Origin of the sequence: Paenibacillus hemerocallicola, from assembly GCF_006265175.1 — a bacterium.
GTDB lineage: Bacteria > Bacillota > Bacilli > Paenibacillales > NBRC-103111 > Paenibacillus_AB > Paenibacillus_AB hemerocallicola.
Map to the genome: position 1 here is coordinate 22,329 of NZ_VDCQ01000081.1, position 19,848 is coordinate 42,176.

At 56.7% G+C, this 19,848-nt stretch carries 15 protein-coding genes; 10 read left to right on the forward strand and 5 right to left on the reverse strand.

The window, feature by feature from the left end; translation table 11 throughout:
- Window positions 1-7: 7 nt before the first annotated feature.
- Window positions 8-946: an AraC family transcriptional regulator gene (locus FE784_RS35605; protein ID WP_139606998.1), complete on the reverse strand. Its 939-nt coding sequence runs from the start codon at window positions 944-946 to the stop codon at window positions 8-10.
- 156 nt (window positions 947-1,102) lie between these two features.
- Between FE784_RS35605 and FE784_RS35610 the strand changes: the two genes are divergently transcribed.
- From FE784_RS35610 to FE784_RS35620, 3 genes are all read left to right on the forward strand, one after another.
- Window positions 1,103-2,797: an alpha-L-rhamnosidase-related protein gene (locus tag FE784_RS35610; protein ID WP_139606999.1), complete on the forward strand. Its 1,695-nt coding sequence runs from the start codon at window positions 1,103-1,105 to the stop codon at window positions 2,795-2,797.
- Between the two features lie 195 nt (window positions 2,798-2,992).
- Window positions 2,993-4,141: a metallophosphoesterase gene (locus tag FE784_RS35615; RefSeq protein WP_139607000.1), complete on the forward strand. Its 1,149-nt coding sequence runs from the start codon at window positions 2,993-2,995 to the stop codon at window positions 4,139-4,141.
- A gap of 911 nt (window positions 4,142-5,052) precedes the next feature.
- On the forward strand, window positions 5,053-5,391 hold the full coding sequence (locus FE784_RS35620; protein ID WP_246132338.1) for a hypothetical protein: 339 nt from the start codon (window positions 5,053-5,055) through the stop codon (window positions 5,389-5,391).
- A 350-nt stretch (window positions 5,392-5,741) separates the two neighbouring features.
- On the opposite strand, the gene FE784_RS35625 is transcribed toward FE784_RS35620, so the two are convergent.
- Window positions 5,742-6,065 carry a helix-turn-helix domain-containing protein gene (locus FE784_RS35625; RefSeq protein ID WP_139607001.1) on the reverse strand — a complete coding sequence of 108 codons (324 nt, stop codon included), beginning with the start codon at window positions 6,063-6,065 and terminating at the stop codon, window positions 5,742-5,744.
- A gap of 220 nt (window positions 6,066-6,285) precedes the next feature.
- Between FE784_RS35625 and FE784_RS35630 the strand changes: the two genes are divergently transcribed.
- Window positions 6,286-6,483, forward strand: a complete 198-nt coding sequence (locus FE784_RS35630; RefSeq protein ID WP_139607002.1) for a hypothetical protein — start codon at window positions 6,286-6,288, stop codon at window positions 6,481-6,483.
- 213 nt (window positions 6,484-6,696) lie between these two features.
- Window positions 6,697-6,912 (forward strand): hypothetical protein, encoded by a 216-nt coding sequence (locus FE784_RS35635; RefSeq protein ID WP_139607003.1) that lies wholly within the window; start codon window positions 6,697-6,699, stop codon window positions 6,910-6,912.
- Window positions 6,913-7,335: 423 nt separating this feature from the next.
- On the opposite strand, the gene FE784_RS35640 is transcribed toward FE784_RS35635, so the two are convergent.
- A complete protein-coding gene (locus FE784_RS35640; protein ID WP_176706747.1) occupies window positions 7,336-8,223 on the reverse strand; it encodes an AraC family transcriptional regulator in 888 nt (295 codons plus the stop codon).
- 291 nt (window positions 8,224-8,514) lie between these two features.
- Here FE784_RS35640 and FE784_RS35645 point away from each other — a divergent pair, with 291 nt between their 5' ends.
- The 3 genes from FE784_RS35645 to FE784_RS35655 all read left to right on the forward strand — a co-directional run bounded on the left by FE784_RS35645 (window position 8,515) and on the right by FE784_RS35655 (window position 14,310).
- Window positions 8,515-10,713, forward strand: a complete 2,199-nt coding sequence (locus FE784_RS35645; protein WP_139607005.1) for a hypothetical protein — start codon at window positions 8,515-8,517, stop codon at window positions 10,711-10,713.
- An 82-nt stretch (window positions 10,714-10,795) separates the two neighbouring features.
- Window positions 10,796-12,133, forward strand: a complete 1,338-nt coding sequence (locus FE784_RS35650; RefSeq protein WP_139607006.1) for an ABC transporter substrate-binding protein — start codon at window positions 10,796-10,798, stop codon at window positions 12,131-12,133.
- Between the two features lie 383 nt (window positions 12,134-12,516).
- On the forward strand, window positions 12,517-14,310 hold the full coding sequence (locus FE784_RS35655; protein ID WP_139607007.1) for a glycoside hydrolase family 36 protein: 1,794 nt from the start codon (window positions 12,517-12,519) through the stop codon (window positions 14,308-14,310).
- 248 nt (window positions 14,311-14,558) lie between these two features.
- Here the strand turns inward: FE784_RS35655 and FE784_RS35660 are convergent, their stop codons facing one another.
- On the reverse strand, window positions 14,559-15,452 hold the full coding sequence (locus FE784_RS35660; RefSeq protein ID WP_139607008.1) for a helix-turn-helix domain-containing protein: 894 nt from the start codon (window positions 15,450-15,452) through the stop codon (window positions 14,559-14,561).
- 188 nt (window positions 15,453-15,640) lie between these two features.
- Here FE784_RS35660 and FE784_RS35665 point away from each other — a divergent pair, with 188 nt between their 5' ends.
- Together FE784_RS35665 and FE784_RS35670 are read left to right on the forward strand one after the other, a co-directional pair.
- Entirely contained in the window at window positions 15,641-16,990 is a 1,350-nt protein-coding gene (locus FE784_RS35665) for an ABC transporter substrate-binding protein (protein WP_139607009.1), read from the forward strand.
- 116 nt (window positions 16,991-17,106) lie between these two features.
- Entirely contained in the window at window positions 17,107-18,345 is a 1,239-nt protein-coding gene (locus tag FE784_RS35670) for a hypothetical protein (protein WP_139607010.1), read from the forward strand.
- Window positions 18,346-18,623: 278 nt separating this feature from the next.
- On the opposite strand, the gene FE784_RS35675 is transcribed toward FE784_RS35670, so the two are convergent.
- Window positions 18,624-19,848: S-layer homology domain-containing protein (locus tag FE784_RS35675; RefSeq protein ID WP_139607011.1), on the reverse strand; the 1,225-nt coding region annotated here is incomplete at its 5' end.

A 19,848-nucleotide genomic window follows, 5' to 3' on the forward strand; every position in this document is an offset into this window, starting at 1 on the left:
GGGCCATTTATTCCTTATCCGGTGCCTCCGTCGGAACGGACGGGGGCCGCTTGGCTTTTTTGCGGTATTCCCCGGCGGTCATGCCCGTCACTTTGCGAAACGTCTTATTGAAAAACCGGTAATCGCCATAGCCGATCTGACCGGCAATGTCCGTAATTTTGTCGGATCGTTCCTCCAGCAGCCGGCAAGCCTCCTCGATGCGCAGCTTCTGCAAATAGTCGAAGACGCTCATGCCGGTCGTTTTTTTGAATTGGGCGGAGAAATAACTTTTGCTGAGCAGAGCATGCCGGGAAATGTCGCTGAGCTGCACGGGCGCGGCGTAATGCTCGCGCAAATACGAGATGGCGCGCTGGATCAGCTCCAATCGGTAACGTTCGGGATCGGGCGTTTCCCGGTATCGACTGTTGTAGGCGCGATATATTTTGATCAGCAGCTCGCACAGCTTCAATCTCAACAGCTCGACGTATCCTTCCCGCTTGGCGGCATATTCCTCGTACATATCGGCGAAGACGGATTGAAAATCGTTGGGGAGCGAATCGGTCAGCTTGAGGTCGGGCTTGTACGTCCGTTCTTCCGGGTACAGTCCGTTCAACAGAAAGAGGCCTACGACTTCTTTCAAAATCGGCAGCTCCATATGCATGGCGCCGAGAAATTCCGGCAGCAGCATACAGTTGTACACTTCCAGCCGGTCGGAATTGGCCGGGTCGTTCGGGAAGAAGCTGTGCGGCGTATCGAATTGCACGATGAACAAGTCCCCCTGCGAGACGGGCTGCTCATGGCCGTCCACGACGTGACGCCCTTTTCCTTTGCACACATAGGCGATTTCGATAAATTCATGCCGGTGCAGACGAATCTCGTCATAACGGTCGTAAGCGTATTTCGTTACGCAAATCGGCGTGTCCGCCTCGAAATAATGTTCGGCCTTCAATGTATCGACCCGGTTCATTCCCACCACTCCTTGTCCCTATCATACATACCACAAACATTGCGCCATAGAAAGTACAATCGCCACACCCGCAAAGTCCGATCGCGCCTGTCGCATGTCCCGGGGCTGCGGTATTGTGTCAGGAGAACGCTTCATGATGTGAGGGGGAGGAAGGCAATGGACAAACGCGATTATGCGAACGGATGGGCGAAAGATCCGCGTACCCGGTACTATATCGATCCGCGGAAAATCGTCTGGGCAACCGAAGGGGCAAACGCGGGAGTGGAGCGTGCCGAGGCGCTGCTCGAAGGACGGGACGGTCAAGCGACATTGGCCGGGGAAGGCGGATGCGTGCTGCGCAGCGCGGGAGGAGAAAGCGCCGGACTGCTGCTCGATTTCGGAACGGAACTGCACGGAGGAATCCAGCTCTGCGTCTGGTTCGAGAAAAGCAGGAAGAAAACGGTACGGATGCGGGTGCGATTCGGCGAATCCGCCATGGAGGCGATGAACGAGCTCGGGGGAGAGCGGAATGCCGGCAACGATCACGCCGTCCGCGACCAGATCGTGGAGGCATGCAGCTTTCTCGGGATGACCGAGATAGGCAATTCCGGGTTCCGCTTCGTACGAATCGACCTGCTCGAGCAGGAATGCGAGGTGGAGCTGAAAAGCGTCCGAGCCGTTTGCCTGCTGCGGGATATCGAGTACAAGGGGCGGTTTCGCTGCAGCGATCCGCTGCTGGAGCGGATCTGGCAAACGGGCGCTTACACGGTCCACTTGAATATGCAGGAGTATTTGTGGGACGGCATCAAGCGGGACCGGCTCGTCTGGATCGGGGACATGCATCCCGAGGTCGCCGCGCTGGGAGCGGTATTTGGCCACAACGAGGTGGTGCCGAAAAGCCTGGACCTCATTCGCGACAATACGCCGCTGCCGGGCTGGATGAACTCCATTCCGAGCTACTCCGTATGGTGGATTCTCATTCACCGGGATTGGTATTGGGTTCATAAGGATATGGCATATTTGCGCGGGCAGCGTACTTATTTGCTCGAGCTGCTCGCGATGCTGGCGGCCGGCATAGGGGACGATGGCCGGTTCGACGATCCGAAGCCGTTTCTGGATTGGCCTACCTCGTCAAACGATGCCGGCGTACGCGCCGGCGTCCACGCGCTGCTCGTCTCCGCCATGGCCGCGGGGGCCGAGTTATGCGGGGCGCTGGAGGAAGCGGAGGCTGCGGAGCGGTGCCGCGCCGCGGAGCGGAAGCTGCGAAGGCATGTTCCGGATCACGGGAACAGCAAGCAAGCCGCCGCCCTGATGGCGCTCGCCGGGTTGCTCGATCCGGAAGCGGCCAACCGCGATGTGCTGGCCATAGACGGCCCCCGGAACATTTCCACCTTCCTCGGCTATTACGTTCTGAAAGCCCGGGGGGAGGCGGGGGATATCCTCGGCAGCTTGGACTGCATCCGCGAATATTGGGGAGGGATGCTGAAGCTCGGCGCCACGACGTTCTGGGAAGACTTCGATATCGACTGGATGGACAACGCGGCCCGGATCGACGAATTGACGCCTCCGGGGAAAACAGACGTTCACGGGCAATACGGCCAATACTGCTATAAGGGCTACCGCCACAGCTTGTGCCACGGCTGGGCGGCCGGCCCTACCGCATGGCTGTCGGAATATGTGCTCGGCATCCGGATCAAGGAAGCGGGGGGCGCCTTAATCGAGGTGAAGCCCCGGCTCGGCGATTTGGATTGGGCGGAAGGAAGCCTTCCGACCCCGTACGGGACGGTGAGCGTTCGGCATGACCGGCGGAGCGACGGCACCGTCGACTCGAAGATCGACGCGCCGCCGGGCGTGGTCGTGCTGAGAGGCTGAGCCGCCGACCGATGGCCTACAGCGTCGAGGGGCTGCTTCGATAGCGCGCGGGCTGCAGCTTTGTGAACCAAGTAAGGGACCCTTTAAGCAAGAACTTAATTCATCCCAAATACACCGTTCCGGCTACCTTTGTTATCGGACTCTGCTTGTGAGAAAATAGAGCTGTATCTATTTGCGCAAGGAGATGGGGCCGTCTTGAAAGTCCGTACGATGCTGGTTATTGTTGGTATTCTTCTCCTTTATGCGGCTCTCACGGCATACATCGGCTGGAACGGCTTCGCGTTCTGGAACGCGGCGATTACGGGAGGGGCGGACTGGGCGTATTGGCTTCTGTACGGGCTGCTTGCCTATTCCTTCCTGGTAGCGATGCTGCTGCGCCGTGCGCTTCCGTACAGGCTGTACACCGGGTTGAAGCTGATCGGCTCCTACGGGATGGCCGTGCTCATGTATTTGCTGCTGGCGCTTCCGGTCGCCGACTTGCTGTTCGTCCTGCTTCGATGGGGAGGCGTGGATGCGTCTGCGGCCGTGCGAGGCATCGGTTGGACAGTGCTGCTCCTTCTCGTCGCGATTCTTATCCGCGGCTCGTGGAACGCTTCGAACCCGATCGTGCGCCGCTACGAGATCCGGATCGGGAAATCGCCCGGGTCGCGCAAGGAGCTGCGCATCGCGGTCGCCTCCGATCTGCATCTCGGCACGATTGTCGGGAAGAGACATCTGGGGCGGCTCGTGGAGCGCATCGGCGGCATGGAGCCCGACCTCGTGCTGCTGCCCGGGGATGTGCTGGACGACAGCATCGAGCCGTTCGTACGCGAGAAGATGGACGATGTGCTGCGCGGTCTGCAAGCTCCGCTCGGCGTCTATGCATCGCTCGGCAATCACGAATACATCGGCGGGCATATCGGCGAATATGTCGAACGGATGAAGGCCATCGGCATCGAAGTGCTCGTCGACCGGGTCGTCAAGGTGGACGATGCCTTCTACGTGGCCGGCCGCAAGGATGCGGCGGTTGAGCGGCTGGCGGGCGAGGGGAGACTCGGCGTGGCCGAGCTGCTCGCGGACGCGGACAAGTCGCTGCCGATCGTGCTGCTCGACCACCAGCCGCGCCAGCTCGGCGCCGCGGCGGAGGCGGGCGTCGACCTGATGCTGTCCGGGCATACGCACCGGGGGCAAATGATGCCGAACCACCTCATCACCCGACGGTTGTTCGAGCTCGATTGGGGCTACTTGCGCAAAGGCGCGATGCACGCCATCGTCTCGTCCGGCTTCGGCACATGGGGCCCGCCGCTGCGTATCGGCAGCCGTTCGGAGCTGCTGGAGGTCCGGGTTTCGTTCGGGCCGGAGTAGGAACGGAGCGTTAGGAACGTCGGAACTAAGAACGACGGCATGATATTCATTACAATAATAAGCCACAAGGACCCGCAACATGCGGGTCCTTGTGGTTTTGAAAAGGAGCGTTCGGATAACGCAGGTTTGGACCGCAGGAAAACGGAAGCGGATCGGGATGACGGAGCTTCGTCACACCGATTCGTTTCTTTTTTGCACCATCCGTTGGGGAATCGTTTAAATTTGTTCAAATGAGGCTGGCACGCTTCGCGTAGCTGGAGGGCGTGCGAGGTTTCCGGCTGCAACGGGCATTACCTGTAAAACCTGAAGCTATTTTAAGCGGGAGCGTTTGGCTGGGGAGGTTAACTGGAAAACATGCGTCTATTTTCGGCGATTTCCCCTCCTTTTGGGCTTTGGCGAAGATTTACATGCAGGTTTTCCCGTTATTTCGGCGTGTTTGGGTGTTTTTCCGGAATTACCTTCCTGTTTTCCTGTTAGACTGCCGGGGGCGGTGTGGAGGGGCGGGCAGGATAGGCTGAATTGCCTTGGTGATACGAATTTACGAGCTATCGCCCGATCGCCGAAGAGGCTCCGTGTCAAGCCTAGCTATTGAGCGCCATGCAGAAAGTTCGTATTTGCAACATGAATAGCTAGCTGCGATATACATTCTTTTCAGCTTCGAAGTGGCATAGTCCTTTTTTGGATGAATCAAGGGTAGATCATCCGGCGTATTTCTGCTGGGTGCTGAAGGGCGGCCGCCCTTCAATGTTAATCATCTATTCGATAATGTCCAGTATCTTTATTAAACTGGGAGAAGAGTTATGGAAGGAGGTAGTAATACACTGCCATCTATCGGAAAATGAAAGGAAACTAAGGGTGGATTGGTAAAGCCTCAAGGATTCGATTAAATAAGCATTTCGAGGTTGAAATATATGAAAATAACAGTCGAGTACGGAGAAAATATCATAGTAGCCGTTGTTCATCCCGGGAAGTTCGGCTGGTATGTTACTGAAAAGGACTACTGGTATTTAGATTTACCTATGCTCGAAAACGAGGCAGTACAGGCAGGAAGTAAAGTCTTCAATTTAGGAAATTACTCTAGCAGATTCGACATATCTCGGTTGGATGAAAGTACGGCAAGTAACTTTCTAGCCCAAATTGCTGATTTAAAAGCGGATGTCCACGAATTAAGAGAAAAGTTCTTTATGGATTTGGACACCGGTAGTGATAAGAGAGACGATCTTGAGCTATATGCCATCGCTATATGTTAATTTCGATAAACGACTCTTTTATTCACTTTTCCTAAGCCTGTGTCATTTGAGAAATATGTACCGAATGGTTGGAAAGGTGAGTATAAGGATTTTTTAGAGAGCGTCCCACAATGTGATGAAAATGAAGAATGATATTGATCAGAATTGTATTAATTATGATGAACTTCCTCTCGAAAAAGAATATGTAGTCGAAGAAAATATAAAACATTTACTTGGAATGAAGTACTCTACACCAGGTCGGTTTGGTGAAATAGTGCCATGCTGACCTATTTTCATAAGGTAGTAATTCCCATCGAAGTTCGATGTGGTTACGGAAGCAGCCACTAATCAGGGTGTGGAAGATAGTTCAACTACTTCCCCCGAATCCGCTCAATAAACCCCAAAACGTACTCCTTATCTTCAGGGCTCAAGCTGCGAATCGCTTGAATAAGCTTGCGGTCCGACTCGTTTAGTTCCGGAATATGCATGAGCTCGGAAGCGCCGGTCAGATAATCGGTTGTGACACCGAACAGTTGAGCCAGCCTCACCAAAGTTTCGGTATCCGGATCGCGTATTCCATACTCCCAGTTTGCATACGTGCTGCTGCGTTTGAGGCCAAGTTTTTGCGCGACATAAATTTGAGACCAATCCCGGTCTTCCCTCAGCATTCTCAGGCGTTCAGAAAGTATGGACACAGATCCTCACCTCACATTCAAAGCTATTGTAGCAGGTAAAAAATGATGTTCTAATTCTTTCCACAAAAAGTGTTGTTTACACGTATATTTTGTGATACTCTTTGGATTAATACACGTTTTGTGTAATATTGGATTTTCGCTACTTGAGTCACAATTTTCTTGCATCGGATTGCCGCACAGAATCAGTAAGAAACGGAGTAACACCAGGGAGGTATTTGTTATGAAAATAAAGTGGATATTGCCGGATCATATTACCCGAGACATGGATGTACCCAGCATCAGCCAGCTTTTATTCGCGCTTGAGGTAGTGGATTGTGTGACAGTAGAAGCTCTCTCATATAAGGTCGCTAGGAAAGAATTCATTTTGGATAAAGAGCAGACTTATCTGGCTATTACGTTACAGTCTCAACACGATTAACAGGAGCGACCATGTCCATATACTTGGGATACCTGTTGAATGGGTCATTGTGCTGGTAACCGTTAACTTTGTGTACTGCATCTGGCTGGAAATTCGATTTCGCCGGAGGCTGCGCGATGGCCTTATCGGTGAAAGCAAGTACTGCAGGCGCCAGCTAGCAGAGTTTCAGCGGATGAGAGAACGGATGCAAGTTAAGGAAGATCGAAAAAGGCCGTGACAGGTTCCGGTAACATCCAGACCGTTACCGATTCGTCGGACTTTACGACATTGTACGGCTATGACAGGTCCGGCAACCGTCAGTCGCAGCAGGAGACGTATACGTCGGCGCAGCCGAGCGGGTATGTGGACCCGGAACCGAGACGGAGCTTGCGTATTCGGTCAAAAAAAGCGAATATGTCTACAACGCGTCGAACCAACTGCAGAAGCTGATCGAGATGATGGCGGACGACACGGGCCGCCGAGTCAGAATGGCAACTTGGTTTTCCCCGCGCGAGTAAATTATGATGAGATAGCGACTAGCTTGCCAAGTTCGGGTTATGATGTGGGCTTCGAAGAGTATGGTAGTTCGAAAACTTGATTAATCAAGCCCAAAAGCTGTGAAAATCAGGAACAAAGGCGACCGCTGGCGCTTCTCCGGCCCCTTCTCTCCCTCCGCTTTCGTTTTTCACCACGTTTCTATAAACAGTCAAGCCACTCCGCAGGAAGTCGCGGGGTGGCTTGTTTTTTTCAAGTATGCACAGACAGCATCTCCACGTCCGGTGTCGCGGTCCACAGATTCGGTCGTAGCGTGCTGCGACCGCGAGGCGCTACAGCCACGGATTTGCGAAGCGATATATGGCCATTTTACCTCAATCACAACTGATAGCTGGTTTCCCGCATCCGACGGTACGCTTGCGGGGTCACAGCGGTCATTTTACGGAACAATTGGCAGAAGTACGAGGGATTATCGTAGCCGACCAGTGCGCCGACCTCATGAATAGGGAGCGGACTTGTCTGCAGCAGCCAGCACGCCTGACGAATGCGCCTGGCAATTAAATATTCGTTGATCGTGCTTCCGGTATACTGCTTGAACAAATGGGAGATGTGGTATTTGGACAAATGCAGGTCCGCCGCCAGCCGTTCAAGCTGAAACGCTTCGGCATAATGCTCCTCGATCCATTGCAGGATGCTCTGCGCATGATGGTTGCGAGCGTCCTGCGGCTGATCGATCCGCTCGTTGCCCCAATGCATGCGAATGTAATCGAACAACTGCATCGTCAGCAGCATGGCCGGTTCGAAGCATTCCTCGCCCGCGCTCTCCGCCAGTTCGGGAAAACGGGGCTTATAGTAGGCAAGCAGATGGTCGAGCATACGCTCATTCTCAGGCAGGTACAGGAGCTGTGAGGTAAGCGCGCTTTTCCACAAGTAGCGGAAAAACTGCTGCAGCTCCGGCATGGCGAGCAGATACGAATCGAACAAGGTGGGCTCAAAGGTGACAACCGAGCGAATATAGGGGAATTGCGGCGAAACGTCCTCCATTTGCACCCGGTGCAATTGAAAAGGTTGAAAAATGAGCAGCGTCCCTGGCCGAATCGGATGCCGCTGCTGGTTGACGATGACCTGCCCCCGACCCGAATGAACATATAAGATCTCCATTCCCTGGTGGGCGTGGTAGTAGTATCCAAAAGGCTTTGCGCGTTTCATCAGCAGGTCGACGACAAACGGCGTTTTTCCGACTCCCATGTCCTGTATGAACTTCAATGTGTCGCCTCCGTTCGTATCCGCGATTTGACCACAATCGCAATCTAGCAACATTTTAGCACAACGCATCAGTAATGGCCCACTATGAGTTCTTGCTATAATGAGTTTGACGACGATGCCAGATATGTCGCCGACATCGGTGGGAGACGGACGCCGCATGATGAGGGGGCGCGCTCCAATGGGCGTGTGCCCGAGAAGCGGAATGAGGCATGGGAATCGCAGGCTGAGCTGCTGGAGTCTTTATCGGAAGCGTTTTCAATATGAGGCCGGATGCCAGAGGAGGAAGAAATCATGAGCGAAGCGCGGATAACGGGGGATGGCGAACAAACGAAGGTCGGGAAACGGGCTATCATCGAAGAACGGACGGGAGCGGCGTCCGTGGTTGAGCGGAGTAGCGAGCGAAATGGCACGGCAAGCGAGGCAGGCAGACGCGTCTGGTCCCGCAGGGAATTGCTTGGGTGCGGATTGCTGGGGACAGGCGCGGTGCTGGCGGGTTCGGTGCTGGCGGGTGGTGCGGGCGGCGGTACCGTCAGCGCTGCGGTATACGGGGGAGGCTCGGAGAGCGGAGAGGCTGTTTGTTGCGAGGACGGAAGCAATCTGCCGGTCACGGCTTCGGGGACGACGGCGTCGCGGCGGCTTGGCGACGTGCTGGCCGAGCTGGGCAGCGCCGCCAGTTTCGGGGAAGCGGTTTATCCCGCGGACGCAACGGCTATTTTGCAGGCGGCGATCGATCACTTCGATGTTATCGACATTCCTCCGGGCAATTATGCGGTCACCGAGCTGACGGTTCCGTCGCGCAAAACGATCCGCAACCGCGGCCACATTCGGGGTGCGGTGCGCGTGATCGGACCGGATGCGAATGAACGCGGCCTGTACAGCCGGGAGCGAGTGAACGGTGCAGGTTCGCTTGCGGCGGGGGCAACGGTGCTGAACGGCTCGTTCCCCGGTTACAGCGTCGGCGATTTTGTCATGATCGGGCTGGAGGGAGCCGGGCTTGCCTCCATCAATCAACAGGGATACGATTTCGCCGGGGTAACTGCCGTGACGCCGTTTTCCTTGACGCTGGATACGCCGCTGCGCTGGGGTTACCCGGACTGGTATGCGGCGAAGACGATCGGCGCGAATTGGACAGGCACTTTGCAGCGAGGGGCTTACACGATTGCTGGCAGCTTTGGCCATTTGTTCGCTCCGGGCGATCTGCTGCGCATCGAAAACCGCAGCGGAACGGATTGCTGGTACGGCATTCCCGGCCATACCGAGCTTGTCCCCGGCGGCGCAAAAGCGTATTTCGAGCTGGTCCGAATCAAAAGCGTCGGCACCTCCGAGCTGGTGCTGGAGCAGGAGCTTGCTTACGCGCATACGGACCCTGTACTGGTCAAAATGGACGCGGTCGCTGACGTCACGATTTCCGGCGGGCGGATCGATACGATAACGGCGAGAGGCTGCGACAATCTCCGCTTGTACGACCTGCACTGCAGCGCCTTGTCGGTCGGCTACAGCGTCGGTCTCTCGGCCGATCAGATCCGTGCGGACGGGCAGTCGCCGATCATCTGCGGCTTCAGTCACATACGCGACGCGGTCATTTCCAATGTGGTGACACGAGGCGGAACCGGCGGAACCGACAACGGCTCGTTCAAAATGATGTCGCCGATCGGCGTGTCGGTGTCCAACATCCGTTCATTGGATACGGTTTGTACGTCCGCCCAAGGCGTGTATCCGTTTTTCCTCGATTTCTACTTCACCCCTTATGCCGGATGGGGACAGGAAGTGACGGTCGGCAATTTGGCGCTGTCCAAGCCGAAGCAGGGCGCTCCGCATTCGCTGTGGGCGACTGGAATGCGGGACATGACGGTCACGAACGTGACGGCGGCGGGCACGATCCGCTTCAGCAAATGCAGCGGTCTGCAAGCGGCCGGTCTGTCGGCCGGAGGGGCGCTGAATATGGAGGATCTGATCGACGGCGGTATGGTAACCGGTTTTCAGGCGGCGTTTGTCAATGTGCTGGGATGCAGCGATTTATCGGTTTGCGATGGGGTCGTGCGCGGCGCGAACGGCCAGAACAGCAGCCGCGCCATCTGGGTGCGCGGAGGCTTTGCCAGGCCGACATCCGAGCGGGTGACGCTGCAAAACATCAAAAACCGTTCGACGACTGCCGGCGATACGACGATCTATGTGCAGACGGCGACAGATACGACGATCGCGGGCTGCTCCGACCGTCCGGGGCTGAACAGATCGGTGCAGATCGGCTCCAACGCGGGAGCGGTGCATTACGGGCTCAACTCCCTGCGCAACGCCATCGACGTATCTTCGGCGATCAACGGCCGGACGGTAGCCGCAGCGGATATGGCGCTTCAGGGCCACCGCTGGGACCGCGCGAGACTGCGGCTGGGGGATTATGCACTGTGGGTCGATGCGGCGGGCACGCTGCGGATCGTGCAGGGCAATCCGACCGGCGACAGCGACGGCACCGTAGTCGGCGCCCAGTCGTAAGGATGGTTTGGCTGAATGGGAAAGCGCTTGATTAAAGGCGGGCATTAACGATTTACTTCATATCCAGAGGGGGCGCAATTCAATGAAACGGAAGATGAACATGAAAGTGAAAACACAAATGTGGTTATGTGTGCTGCTGCCCGCTGTTGCGGCGTTGACCGGCTGCGGCGCTCCTGCGGAGACGCCGCAGCCGGCAAGCGAGGCGGAGGCGGTCAAGGAGGATACAACCCCGGTTACGCTCAAGTTGTATGCCGGGCAAAACCTGACCGACGAGAACTGGAACAAACTGCTGCATGAACCGCTGAAACAAAAGTATCCGTACATTACGGTGGAAATCGTCAAGCCTACGGCGGAAATGCGCATCGAGCAACTGGTGAGCACGGGCAATGTGCCGGATCTGTACACGACATTTCAGGGCGATATCGGCAACTATATCCAGCTTGATCTGACGGAGGATATGACTCCGCTCGTGACCAAGCAGAAATACGATCTCTCCCGCTTCGACCGCATTTATGTGGATGCCATTCGAGCGGTATCCGGCAATGGCGGGCTGTACGGCATTCCCTATTCCGTGCAATTCAACGCGCTCTTCTACAACAAGGACATCTTCGACAAATTTGGTGCGGGATACCCGCAGGACGGCATGACGTGGGAGGACGCGATCGAGCTGTCGCGCAAAGTCGCGCGTACGGACGGAACCATCCGCTATTACGGACTGGACCCGGAATCGCCGACACGTCTGTCGTTCCCGCTGTCGATCGTACCGGTGGATGCCGCCTCCAATCGGGCCAACGTGCTGACCGACGGCTGGCGCACAGTATTTGAGACGGCGAAACGCGTTTACGAAGTCCAGGGCAATATTCCGGCCAAGCCTGCGGAGCTGACCTCTGGCGCCCCGCTTCGGTTCCCGAACAATAAAAATGTGGCGATGCTGGCCACGATCAATATTTTCGAGCTGATGAAAAAGCCGACTGAAGCGGGCATGAACTGGGACGTGGCGCAGTATCCGAGCTACAAGGGAAGCCCGAATACGTACGGCATGGTCGATCTGCATATGATCGGCGTCACGAAGACGAGCAAGCACAAGGAAGCCGCCTTGAAGGTAATCGAGGTGTTCGCTTCCGACGAGGTGCAGCTGCTGGCGGCTCAGACGCGGCCGAGCTTGTCGCCGCTGGTCAATCCGGCGATGAAGGAGCAGTTCGGCGCGGGTCTCGACTATATGAAGGGCAAACGCCAGCAGAGTATTTTCAAGAGCAAGCCGGTTCCTGCCCCGCTGTTCAGCCCTTACGACGGCAAGGCGCGGGCGATATTGAACGCGCAATATATCGACTTTATCGTCAACAACAAGGATATGAACACGGCGCTGCGGATGGCGCAGGAGGAGATCGACAAAATGCTCCAGGCGGAGGCGCAGAAGTAAGCCCCTGCTGTCGAAACCTAGAGGATCCCGGTACGAAATCGCAATTATAAGGCATGTTTTGCAAACACGTCCCAGAAGCATGGTGGAAATACGAAAGCGGAGGGAGAGAAGGGGGCGGAGAAGCGCCAGCGATCGCCTTTGTTCCCGGATTTTCGCTGATTAAGGGCTTCTGTAATCCGAAAAATCCGGGAACAACAGCGATCGGAGGCCTCTTCTGCTCACGCAGCGGAGTTTTCACCATGCTTCTACTAGACCGAACGTTAATTTCGCAGCAGTTCCAAAGATTGTCTCGGGGCGTTTGCGGCGGTAGCGGCCCAAACAGCGTTTGAAAGATTTAGGAAGGCTATCTGGGAGATTTGAGCGGACGTAAGGAGAGAAACCATATGAGTGTTACACACAGCAAACATCAGCTGACCGTTACGGTCAAGGACGAATTACAGAAACCGGCCGAGGTGACGATCGAGCGGAAGGAAACGGAGCCGGGAGTGGAGACGTTCCGCGTTGTGCTGCACAGTCCGGACGGACGTCCCCTGACCGGGCAGCGCCTTCGGCTGAGCCATCCGCTACAGGATATTCACGGCTCCTGGGACCCCGGCCTGCGCAATTTCCGCGGCCTGGAGGTGGAGTGGGGGCCGCTCCTGCGTTCCAGGGCCAACCATATTGCCCCTGTGCAGAGCTTTTACAATCCGGAAGGACGCAACCGGCTGACGCTGGCATGCTCGGATGCCCGTCATCCGCTCGCGATCCGCTGCTCGGTGCACGAGCAGACAGCCGAGCTGTACTGCGATATTTTTGTGCGAACCGTTGCATTTCCGGAAAGCGCAGCGTACGAGCTCGGGCTTCGCATCGACACGCGCGACGTGCCGTATTACGAAGCGCTTCGCGATGTCGTTGCTTGGTGGGAGAGCATGCCTGGCTATGAGCCGGCCGAAGTGCCGGAAGCCGCGAGGCTGCCGATGTACTCGACCTGGTACGGCTATCACCAGCAATTGAGCGCGCAGGAGGTGGAGCGCCAGTGCGCTCTCGCCAAGGAAGCCGGGTGCGAATCGGTCATTGTCGATCATGGCTGGCATGAAAACGGGGAGATATCCGGTTTTTCCAGCTGCGGCGATTGGGAGCCTTGTCCCGAACGGTTTCCGGATATGCGCGCCCACGTGGAGGCGGTTCAGCGGCTTGGCATGCGCTACATGCTGTGGATGGCGGTGCCGTACGCGGGCAATCGCTCACGGGCATGGAAGCGATTTGAGGGCAAGCTGCTGCCGGAGAAGCCGGACACGATGCTGCTGGACCCGCGTTACCCGGATGTCCGGGCCTACTTGGTCTCCACTTACGAGCGGGCGTTGCGAGATTGGGGGCTGGATGGCCTGAAGCTGGACTTTATCGACAGGCTTCCGGAAAGCGTGCCGGCTCATGCCGAGCCGAAGGCGGAGGGGCGGGACGAGCCGTCCGTGCCCGAAGCAGTCATCCGGCTGCTCGAGGACGTGTCTGTGCGATTGTGCGCCATTCGCCCCGATGTCATGATCGAATTTCGCCAAAACTACATTGGGCCTCTGATGCGCAAGTACGGCAATATGATGCGGGCAGCGGACTGCCCGAACGATGCCGCCACCAACCGCATTCGGACCATCGACATCCGGCTGCTGGCCGGGCGAACCGCCGTCCATGCGGACATGGTGATGTGGCATCCGGGCGATTCCGCCGAGTCTGCCGCGATGCAGCTCATTCATACGCTGTTTTCCGTGCCGCAGCTGTCCGTTCGGCTCGACGCGGTGCCGCCCGATCATGTAGAGATGGTCAAGCATTGGCTTGGCTTCTGGAAGGAGCATCGCGACGCGCTGCTGGACGGCGAACTTCTGCCATTGTATCCGCAGCTGTACTATCCCGTTATCCATGCCCGGACCGGGCGAAAGCTGGTCTCCGCCGTATATGCGGCCATGGTGGTCCGTCCGGAGCGTGTTCCGGAGCAGTGGATCATTGTGAACGGGACGATGGGCAAAGAGGTCATTGCAGATTTGCCGTTTGGAGTCGGAAAGCGACGCATGGCCGTGCGCGATTGCCGTGGACGCATGGTTACGACTGACGAATTCGATGGCGCAGCGGGCGTGCACAAGCTCATCATCCCTCCCGCAGGCTGGTGCGAGCTGACTGCGGTACAGGACGAGGCGGCAAGCGAATAAGGATCGCTTGCGAAAAAACGTTTTCCTGTGCTGAGGTTTGCTATGATGATCCTGGAATCCGCGACGAGAGCCAAACCGGCCATCGCTGGAGGAGGGAAGCACCATGCGGCCATCCGCGTTTCCGAACACTGAACTAACCGTTTCTTCACTCAAATATGAAGCCCCAGGCTATGCCTGGGGCCCCGCGAATTTAGCTGATGAGCCTAATTAGTAGAAATAGTCTTGTCTTCGATTGCCCCCGATAACCCTCACCCGTCCGTTGTCCGATCGTTCCGGTAATAGTGCGGTGCGACGCCTTCAAGCTTCTTGAACATCCGGCTGAACACGAAAGGATCGCTATAGCCGACTTGCTCGGCAATTTCCTTCACGCTTTTGCTCGAATTGCGCAGCAAATATTTGGCGCGCTGCGCCCGGAGCTGGTGGACGTACTGATGGATGTTCGCATTGGCATATTTTTTGAAAACTTGGCACAAATATTCGAATTTGCGGCCTACGGACTGCTCCAGCCGCTCCTTGTTCAGGTCCTCGTCATAGTAATTGTTCAACTGGTCGACCAGCTTGCGAAACGTGATATAGGAAGCCGGATAGTCGTGATCGAGATGGTTCTGCTCCAGAAATTCGCTGGCGATGAGATGTAGCATGCCGGACAGCAGCAAGGTGGCCTGGAAGCGGAAATATCCTTTTGGCTTCTTGACCGTGCGGACCAGCTCTTCGAACATGCCGAGCAGCTTGTAGCATTCCCCGATGACGAATTGCCGGGGGAGGACGATCAAATCTTCATGGCGGGCTTCGTTCGTCCGAAGCTCCGTCCGTTCGGCATGCCTGATATCGAGCTGGGCGGTGCGCTCCAATTCGAACGGCTTCAGACCGGGCTCGCACGAAAACTGCACCCAAAAAAACTTCCCCTGCCCTTCCTTCGCGTACAAGCCCTGATGCTGCTCCCAGGGCTGAAGCAGCAGCGATTCTCCGCCATGCATGACGATCCGCGACTGGTCCAGCTGCAAATGCACCGTTCCCTCCGCGACGACAATCAATTCGTAATACGGATTATAGTGCTGCTCGAAGAAAGCGTCGTTGTTCGCGTTGAACAGGCTCGCCCATTTGACGTCCAGCATGGACAGCCGGGAAAGGGAGAAGTACATGGCATGACAGCCTCCAATATTTTTTGTTCGAAGAACGCGCCTATAGTCATGGATGGAAAAAGGGTAAGCGCTTTATAATTCAGTCAAACGCAATTATAGCAAATTGCGGACGCTCCTGCATAAAACGCTTTTTGTGCCGGAAGACAGACGAAACACCTGCCAATACGATTCGAAAGAGGGGGACGAACATGAACAAAATCCATGTATGCTTGCTGGCGAGCCTGTTTGCGACATCGCTCGTCGCGGGCTGCGGCAAGGAAGGCGCCGATACCGGGCCTGCGGCATCGCCCGAAGAGGGCAAGAAGCAGGTCGAGACTCCGGCCATGAGCACCGATCCGGTCACGCTGACGGTTTTCGTGATGCCGACGATCGACGACCCGACGTTGAAGAAGTTTTACGAGGACCCGATCCGCAAAAAGTATCCGTTTCTCAGCTTGAAGTTCGTCAAGCACGACGCCAAGAGAAGCTACGCAAACGAGTTTCAGGATATGATCGTCACCGGCAGCGCCCCGGATCTCGTCATCTCCTCGATCAATACGATCTCCAATGTCATCGAGGCGAATCTGCAGACGGATTTGACGCCGCTCATCCAGAAGCACCGGCTCGACCTGTCCATTTACGACAACGGCATTATGGATATCGTGAAATCCATTTCCGCCAAAGGGGAAATATATGGCTTCCCGCTCTTCAACAATAGCTCGTCCATGGTGTACAACAAGGATCTGTTTGACCGGTTCGGCGTCGCTTACCCGAAGGACGGCATGACGTGGGAGCAGACGATAGAGCTGGCCCGGAAGCTCACCCGCAACGAAGGGGGTACCCAATACCGGGGGCTGATGCTGCCGCTGAACTATATGCTGACGGCCAATTCGCTCTCGCTCACCCTCCTCGATCCGAAGACCGACAAGGCGATCCAGAACAGCGACAAGTGGAAATACATGTTCGAGACGTGGAAGCAAGTATTCGAAATACCCGGCAACGAAGTTATGCCGGCCAACTACGAGACGTATATAGAAGATTTTACGAAAAAACGCAATGTCGCCATGTTCGCCGGCTTCTCGATGCTTCCGAACATAGAGTCGTTGAACGATCCGACGCTCAACTGGGACATGGTATCGCTGCCCGTGTTCAAGGAAGCGCCCAAGACGGGCACGCAATTGTTGGCGACGTTTATCGCGGCCACCTCGGCCGGCAAATACAAGGAGCAGTCGTTCGCGGCGATGTCGGCCTTGCTGGACCCGGAAGTGCAGGCGATGTATGCCCGCTCCGGCTCGCAGATTTTGATGAAGGATCCGGAATTGAAGAAGGAATTCGCCAAGGATTTGAAGACAGCCCAGGGCAAAAATACGCAGGCGGCGTTCGTGAACAGCTTGGCCCCGTTTCCCGCCATGTCCAAGTATGAATTGGCGGTCAGAAGCATCCTGTATGACAAATACAGAGAGTACGTGACGACGGCCAAAGATACGAACACGATTTTGCGGGAAATGGAAGAAGCGGTCAACAAGAAGGCGGAAGCGGAGAAAGCGGCAGCAAAGTAGGTGCGTACGCGAAGCGATTGAAGCAACGAAATAAATGCGGACACGAAGCAAACGCAGTCACGAAGCAGTAAGTCAGGGAAATATCGGGCAAACATGCGGATAAGGAGGCGGAAAACGTGGCGGATACGATACGGCGCGATCAGGCCGCGGAAGCGGTGGAACGCGCGCATCGGGAATTATGGAGAAGGTTCGTTCTCGAAAGGGACGATTACGGAATTGTGCTGGATTACGCGGGGCTGGACGGCTTCGTCACGCTCCCGACCCCGGAGGAATGCGCGGACGGCAAGCCGAACGCGCTGGCTTGGTGGTGTCCGGCGGAGAACGGCGCTTTTTTTAACGGCTTGTATATCGACGGCCTGCTGAACCGTTGGAGGACGACCGGCGACGAGCGGGACCGCGGCGAAGTCGAGAAAATCGCGCTGGGGCTTATGCGGCTGGCGGAAATCGCCGACCGTCCGGGCTTCGTGGCGCGGGGGATCGCGGACGACGGCAAAAGCCATCATGCGCTCGGATCGGACGACCAGACGGCCCCCTGGTTTTACGGTCTGTGGAAGTATTGGCAGAGCGGACTGCCCGGTCCGGACATGCGATCGCGCATCGTCGGTCTGTTCGCGGCGGCGGGGGACAGGATCGAGACGCTCGGATGGCGCATCCCTTGCGACCGCGAGCAGTATACGTTTCGCGGCAGCTGGGCGGAAGGCCATTTTATCCATGCGGCCCGGGTACTGTTCATGCTGAAGCTGATGGGGGTGTTGACGGATGATCCGAAGTGGGACCGCCTTTATCGCAAGGTCGGCGAAGAAATACCGGAGGGCTCGGACAAATCACGATTTCAATGGTGCGGCTTCGGCATCCGGGACAACTCCGAGTATTGGACGTCGGCCAGCTCGCAGGCTTGCTTGAGGGAGCTGTACGAGCTCGAGGACGACCCGGATTTGAAACGGATGTACAAGGAGGGGCTGGAGACGAACGCAAGGCGGGCGCTCGCTTATATCCGGGAGGAGGCGAATTCGGCGTACGACAATGACAATGCGCTCGGATTCGAGAGCGACTGGCGCTTCCTGAACGAATGGTGGGAGCCGCAGGCGACGGTCGAGGATGCGCTTCGCGTGGCCGGCATCCAGTCGAGGCAATGGCACGGCCGGTCGCCGCGCAAGGCATATGAAGCCAAGTACGTCCGGGAGCCGCTGTTCGCCGCATGGTTTGTCGTATTAAGCGGAGACGGACAGCTCGTTCTCGAGGCGGGCGAGCCGATCCGCAGGCTGTTGACGCAGTACGAGTGGGAGAAGCTGTACTACTCGCTCTTCTTTATGGCGGAGTGCGTTTATTACGAGGGAGTCCGTTGCGGTTTGTGAGTAGGGCAGGTCGAACAGGTTGTCCGGATTGCCCTATGGCGTGTTTGCAAACGGGCGTTATGGCCGTATCCGAGAGACTTCTGCCAAGAGCAGAAGCATACATGCTGCCGTTCCGGAGCGGCTTCGCCTGCAGCAGGCTTCGGAGAGACGGTTTGCAAACACGCCCTAGTCTGCGCCTTTGCTCCGGAGGATCCGGCCCAGGAAGTCGACACAAAAAACCGCCGTGGGCTTGCGCTCCCGGGCGGTTTTTGCGTTCGTATGAGAAGGGATGAATTCCATCAAGTATCCGGTGTCTGCATGTAGGCGGCCATACGCAGCAGCAGCACGATCGCCTCCGCCCTCGTTGCCGAAGCCAGCGGTTGAAACAGGTTCCCGCTTTGGCCCTCAATGAGTCCCGCCTCATGCGCCGCTACGATAAATGGTCGGGACCAGCCGGCAATCTCGTCGGCATCCGCATAGGCGGCTTCTTTCGCTTCGGAGGTGCGCAGCCCGGCGGCTTTGGCGATCAAGACAACCATTTCCGTACGATTGATGTTTGCGTTCGGACGGAACGTATCGTCCGGATATCCGCTTACGGCGCGGGCCTGCACGGCTGCCGCTATTGCATCCGCCGCCCACGATGGAATATCATTCGTGTCCTGGAAAGACAGCCTTCCGCCATTCGGCCATGCCATGATACGTTGAAGCAGCAGGGTAAATTCGGCCCGCGAGACGGGGCGGTCGGGACAGAACGTTCCATCCGGATACCCTTCCAAAACGCCTTTCGCGACACCTTCTCGAATGGCGCTTTCGGCCCAATGTCCGGCTATATCGGTCAGACCGGGCTCGGGCAAGGCGTCATAGGCCAATACCGCGAACTTTGTGAAATGATCCGTCTCGCCGGACAGGGTGTTGCCGTCGATCGTGCCTCCGAGTACAACCCATTCCGCCGCGACTTCGTCGAAATATGCGAGGACCGCACGCTGATTCGCCCCCAATTTCCCGTCGCTCCACTCAAAGCTCAGGCGGATCGGCATTTTAAACTTGCCGGCAACATCTTTCGTTAATTCAAATGCATCACTGAGCAGTGATTGATCGGGCCGGAGCAGATGTTGAATTTGGTTTTTCAAATGTTCCACCGAGATGATCGTTGGCCGTTCGATCGCGCCAGCCGGAATATGCAGTGTCAATCCCTCGAACGTCAAAGTATATGCCTTGCCAGGCTCGAGGGAGAACTTGCTCGATTCGGATAACGGGGCGGGACCCGGTCCCGTATCCAGATCTATCGGCTGCTGCGTTGGCGGAGTGTTGACGATATTGGTAATCTCGATCGTCCGTACCGCCGAATGCCCAACGGCATCTAGTGCAAATACCGTATACTTGCCGTTTGTGGTGACACTAAACGAACCGGAAGGCGGTACATCCGAACCGAAGGTCGGGCCAGCGAAGTCCGCGGCTGTCCGTTCGCCCAGCGCCCAACGGAGAGCGGTCAAGGCGTTGCCGCTCGCCGAATTGTAGACCGAC

Coding starts and splice junctions, on each gene's coding strand:
- FE784_RS35605 (WP_139606998.1), bottom strand. CDS start 946: ATGAACCGGGTCGATACATTGAAGGCCGAACATTATTTCGAGGCGGAC.
- FE784_RS35610 (WP_139606999.1), top strand. CDS start 1,103: ATGGACAAACGCGATTATGCGAACGGATGGGCGAAAGATCCGCGTACC.
- FE784_RS35620 (WP_246132338.1), top strand. CDS start 5,053: ATGAAAATAACAGTCGAGTACGGAGAAAATATCATAGTAGCCGTTGTT.
- FE784_RS35630 (WP_139607002.1), top strand. CDS start 6,286: ATGAAAATAAAGTGGATATTGCCGGATCATATTACCCGAGACATGGAT.
- FE784_RS35645 (WP_139607005.1), top strand. CDS start 8,515: ATGAGCGAAGCGCGGATAACGGGGGATGGCGAACAAACGAAGGTCGGG.
- FE784_RS35650 (WP_139607006.1), top strand. CDS start 10,796: ATGAAACGGAAGATGAACATGAAAGTGAAAACACAAATGTGGTTATGT.
- FE784_RS35655 (WP_139607007.1), top strand. CDS start 12,517: ATGAGTGTTACACACAGCAAACATCAGCTGACCGTTACGGTCAAGGAC.
- FE784_RS35660 (WP_139607008.1), bottom strand. CDS start 15,452: ATGTACTTCTCCCTTTCCCGGCTGTCCATGCTGGACGTCAAATGGGCG.
- FE784_RS35665 (WP_139607009.1), top strand. CDS start 15,641: ATGAACAAAATCCATGTATGCTTGCTGGCGAGCCTGTTTGCGACATCG.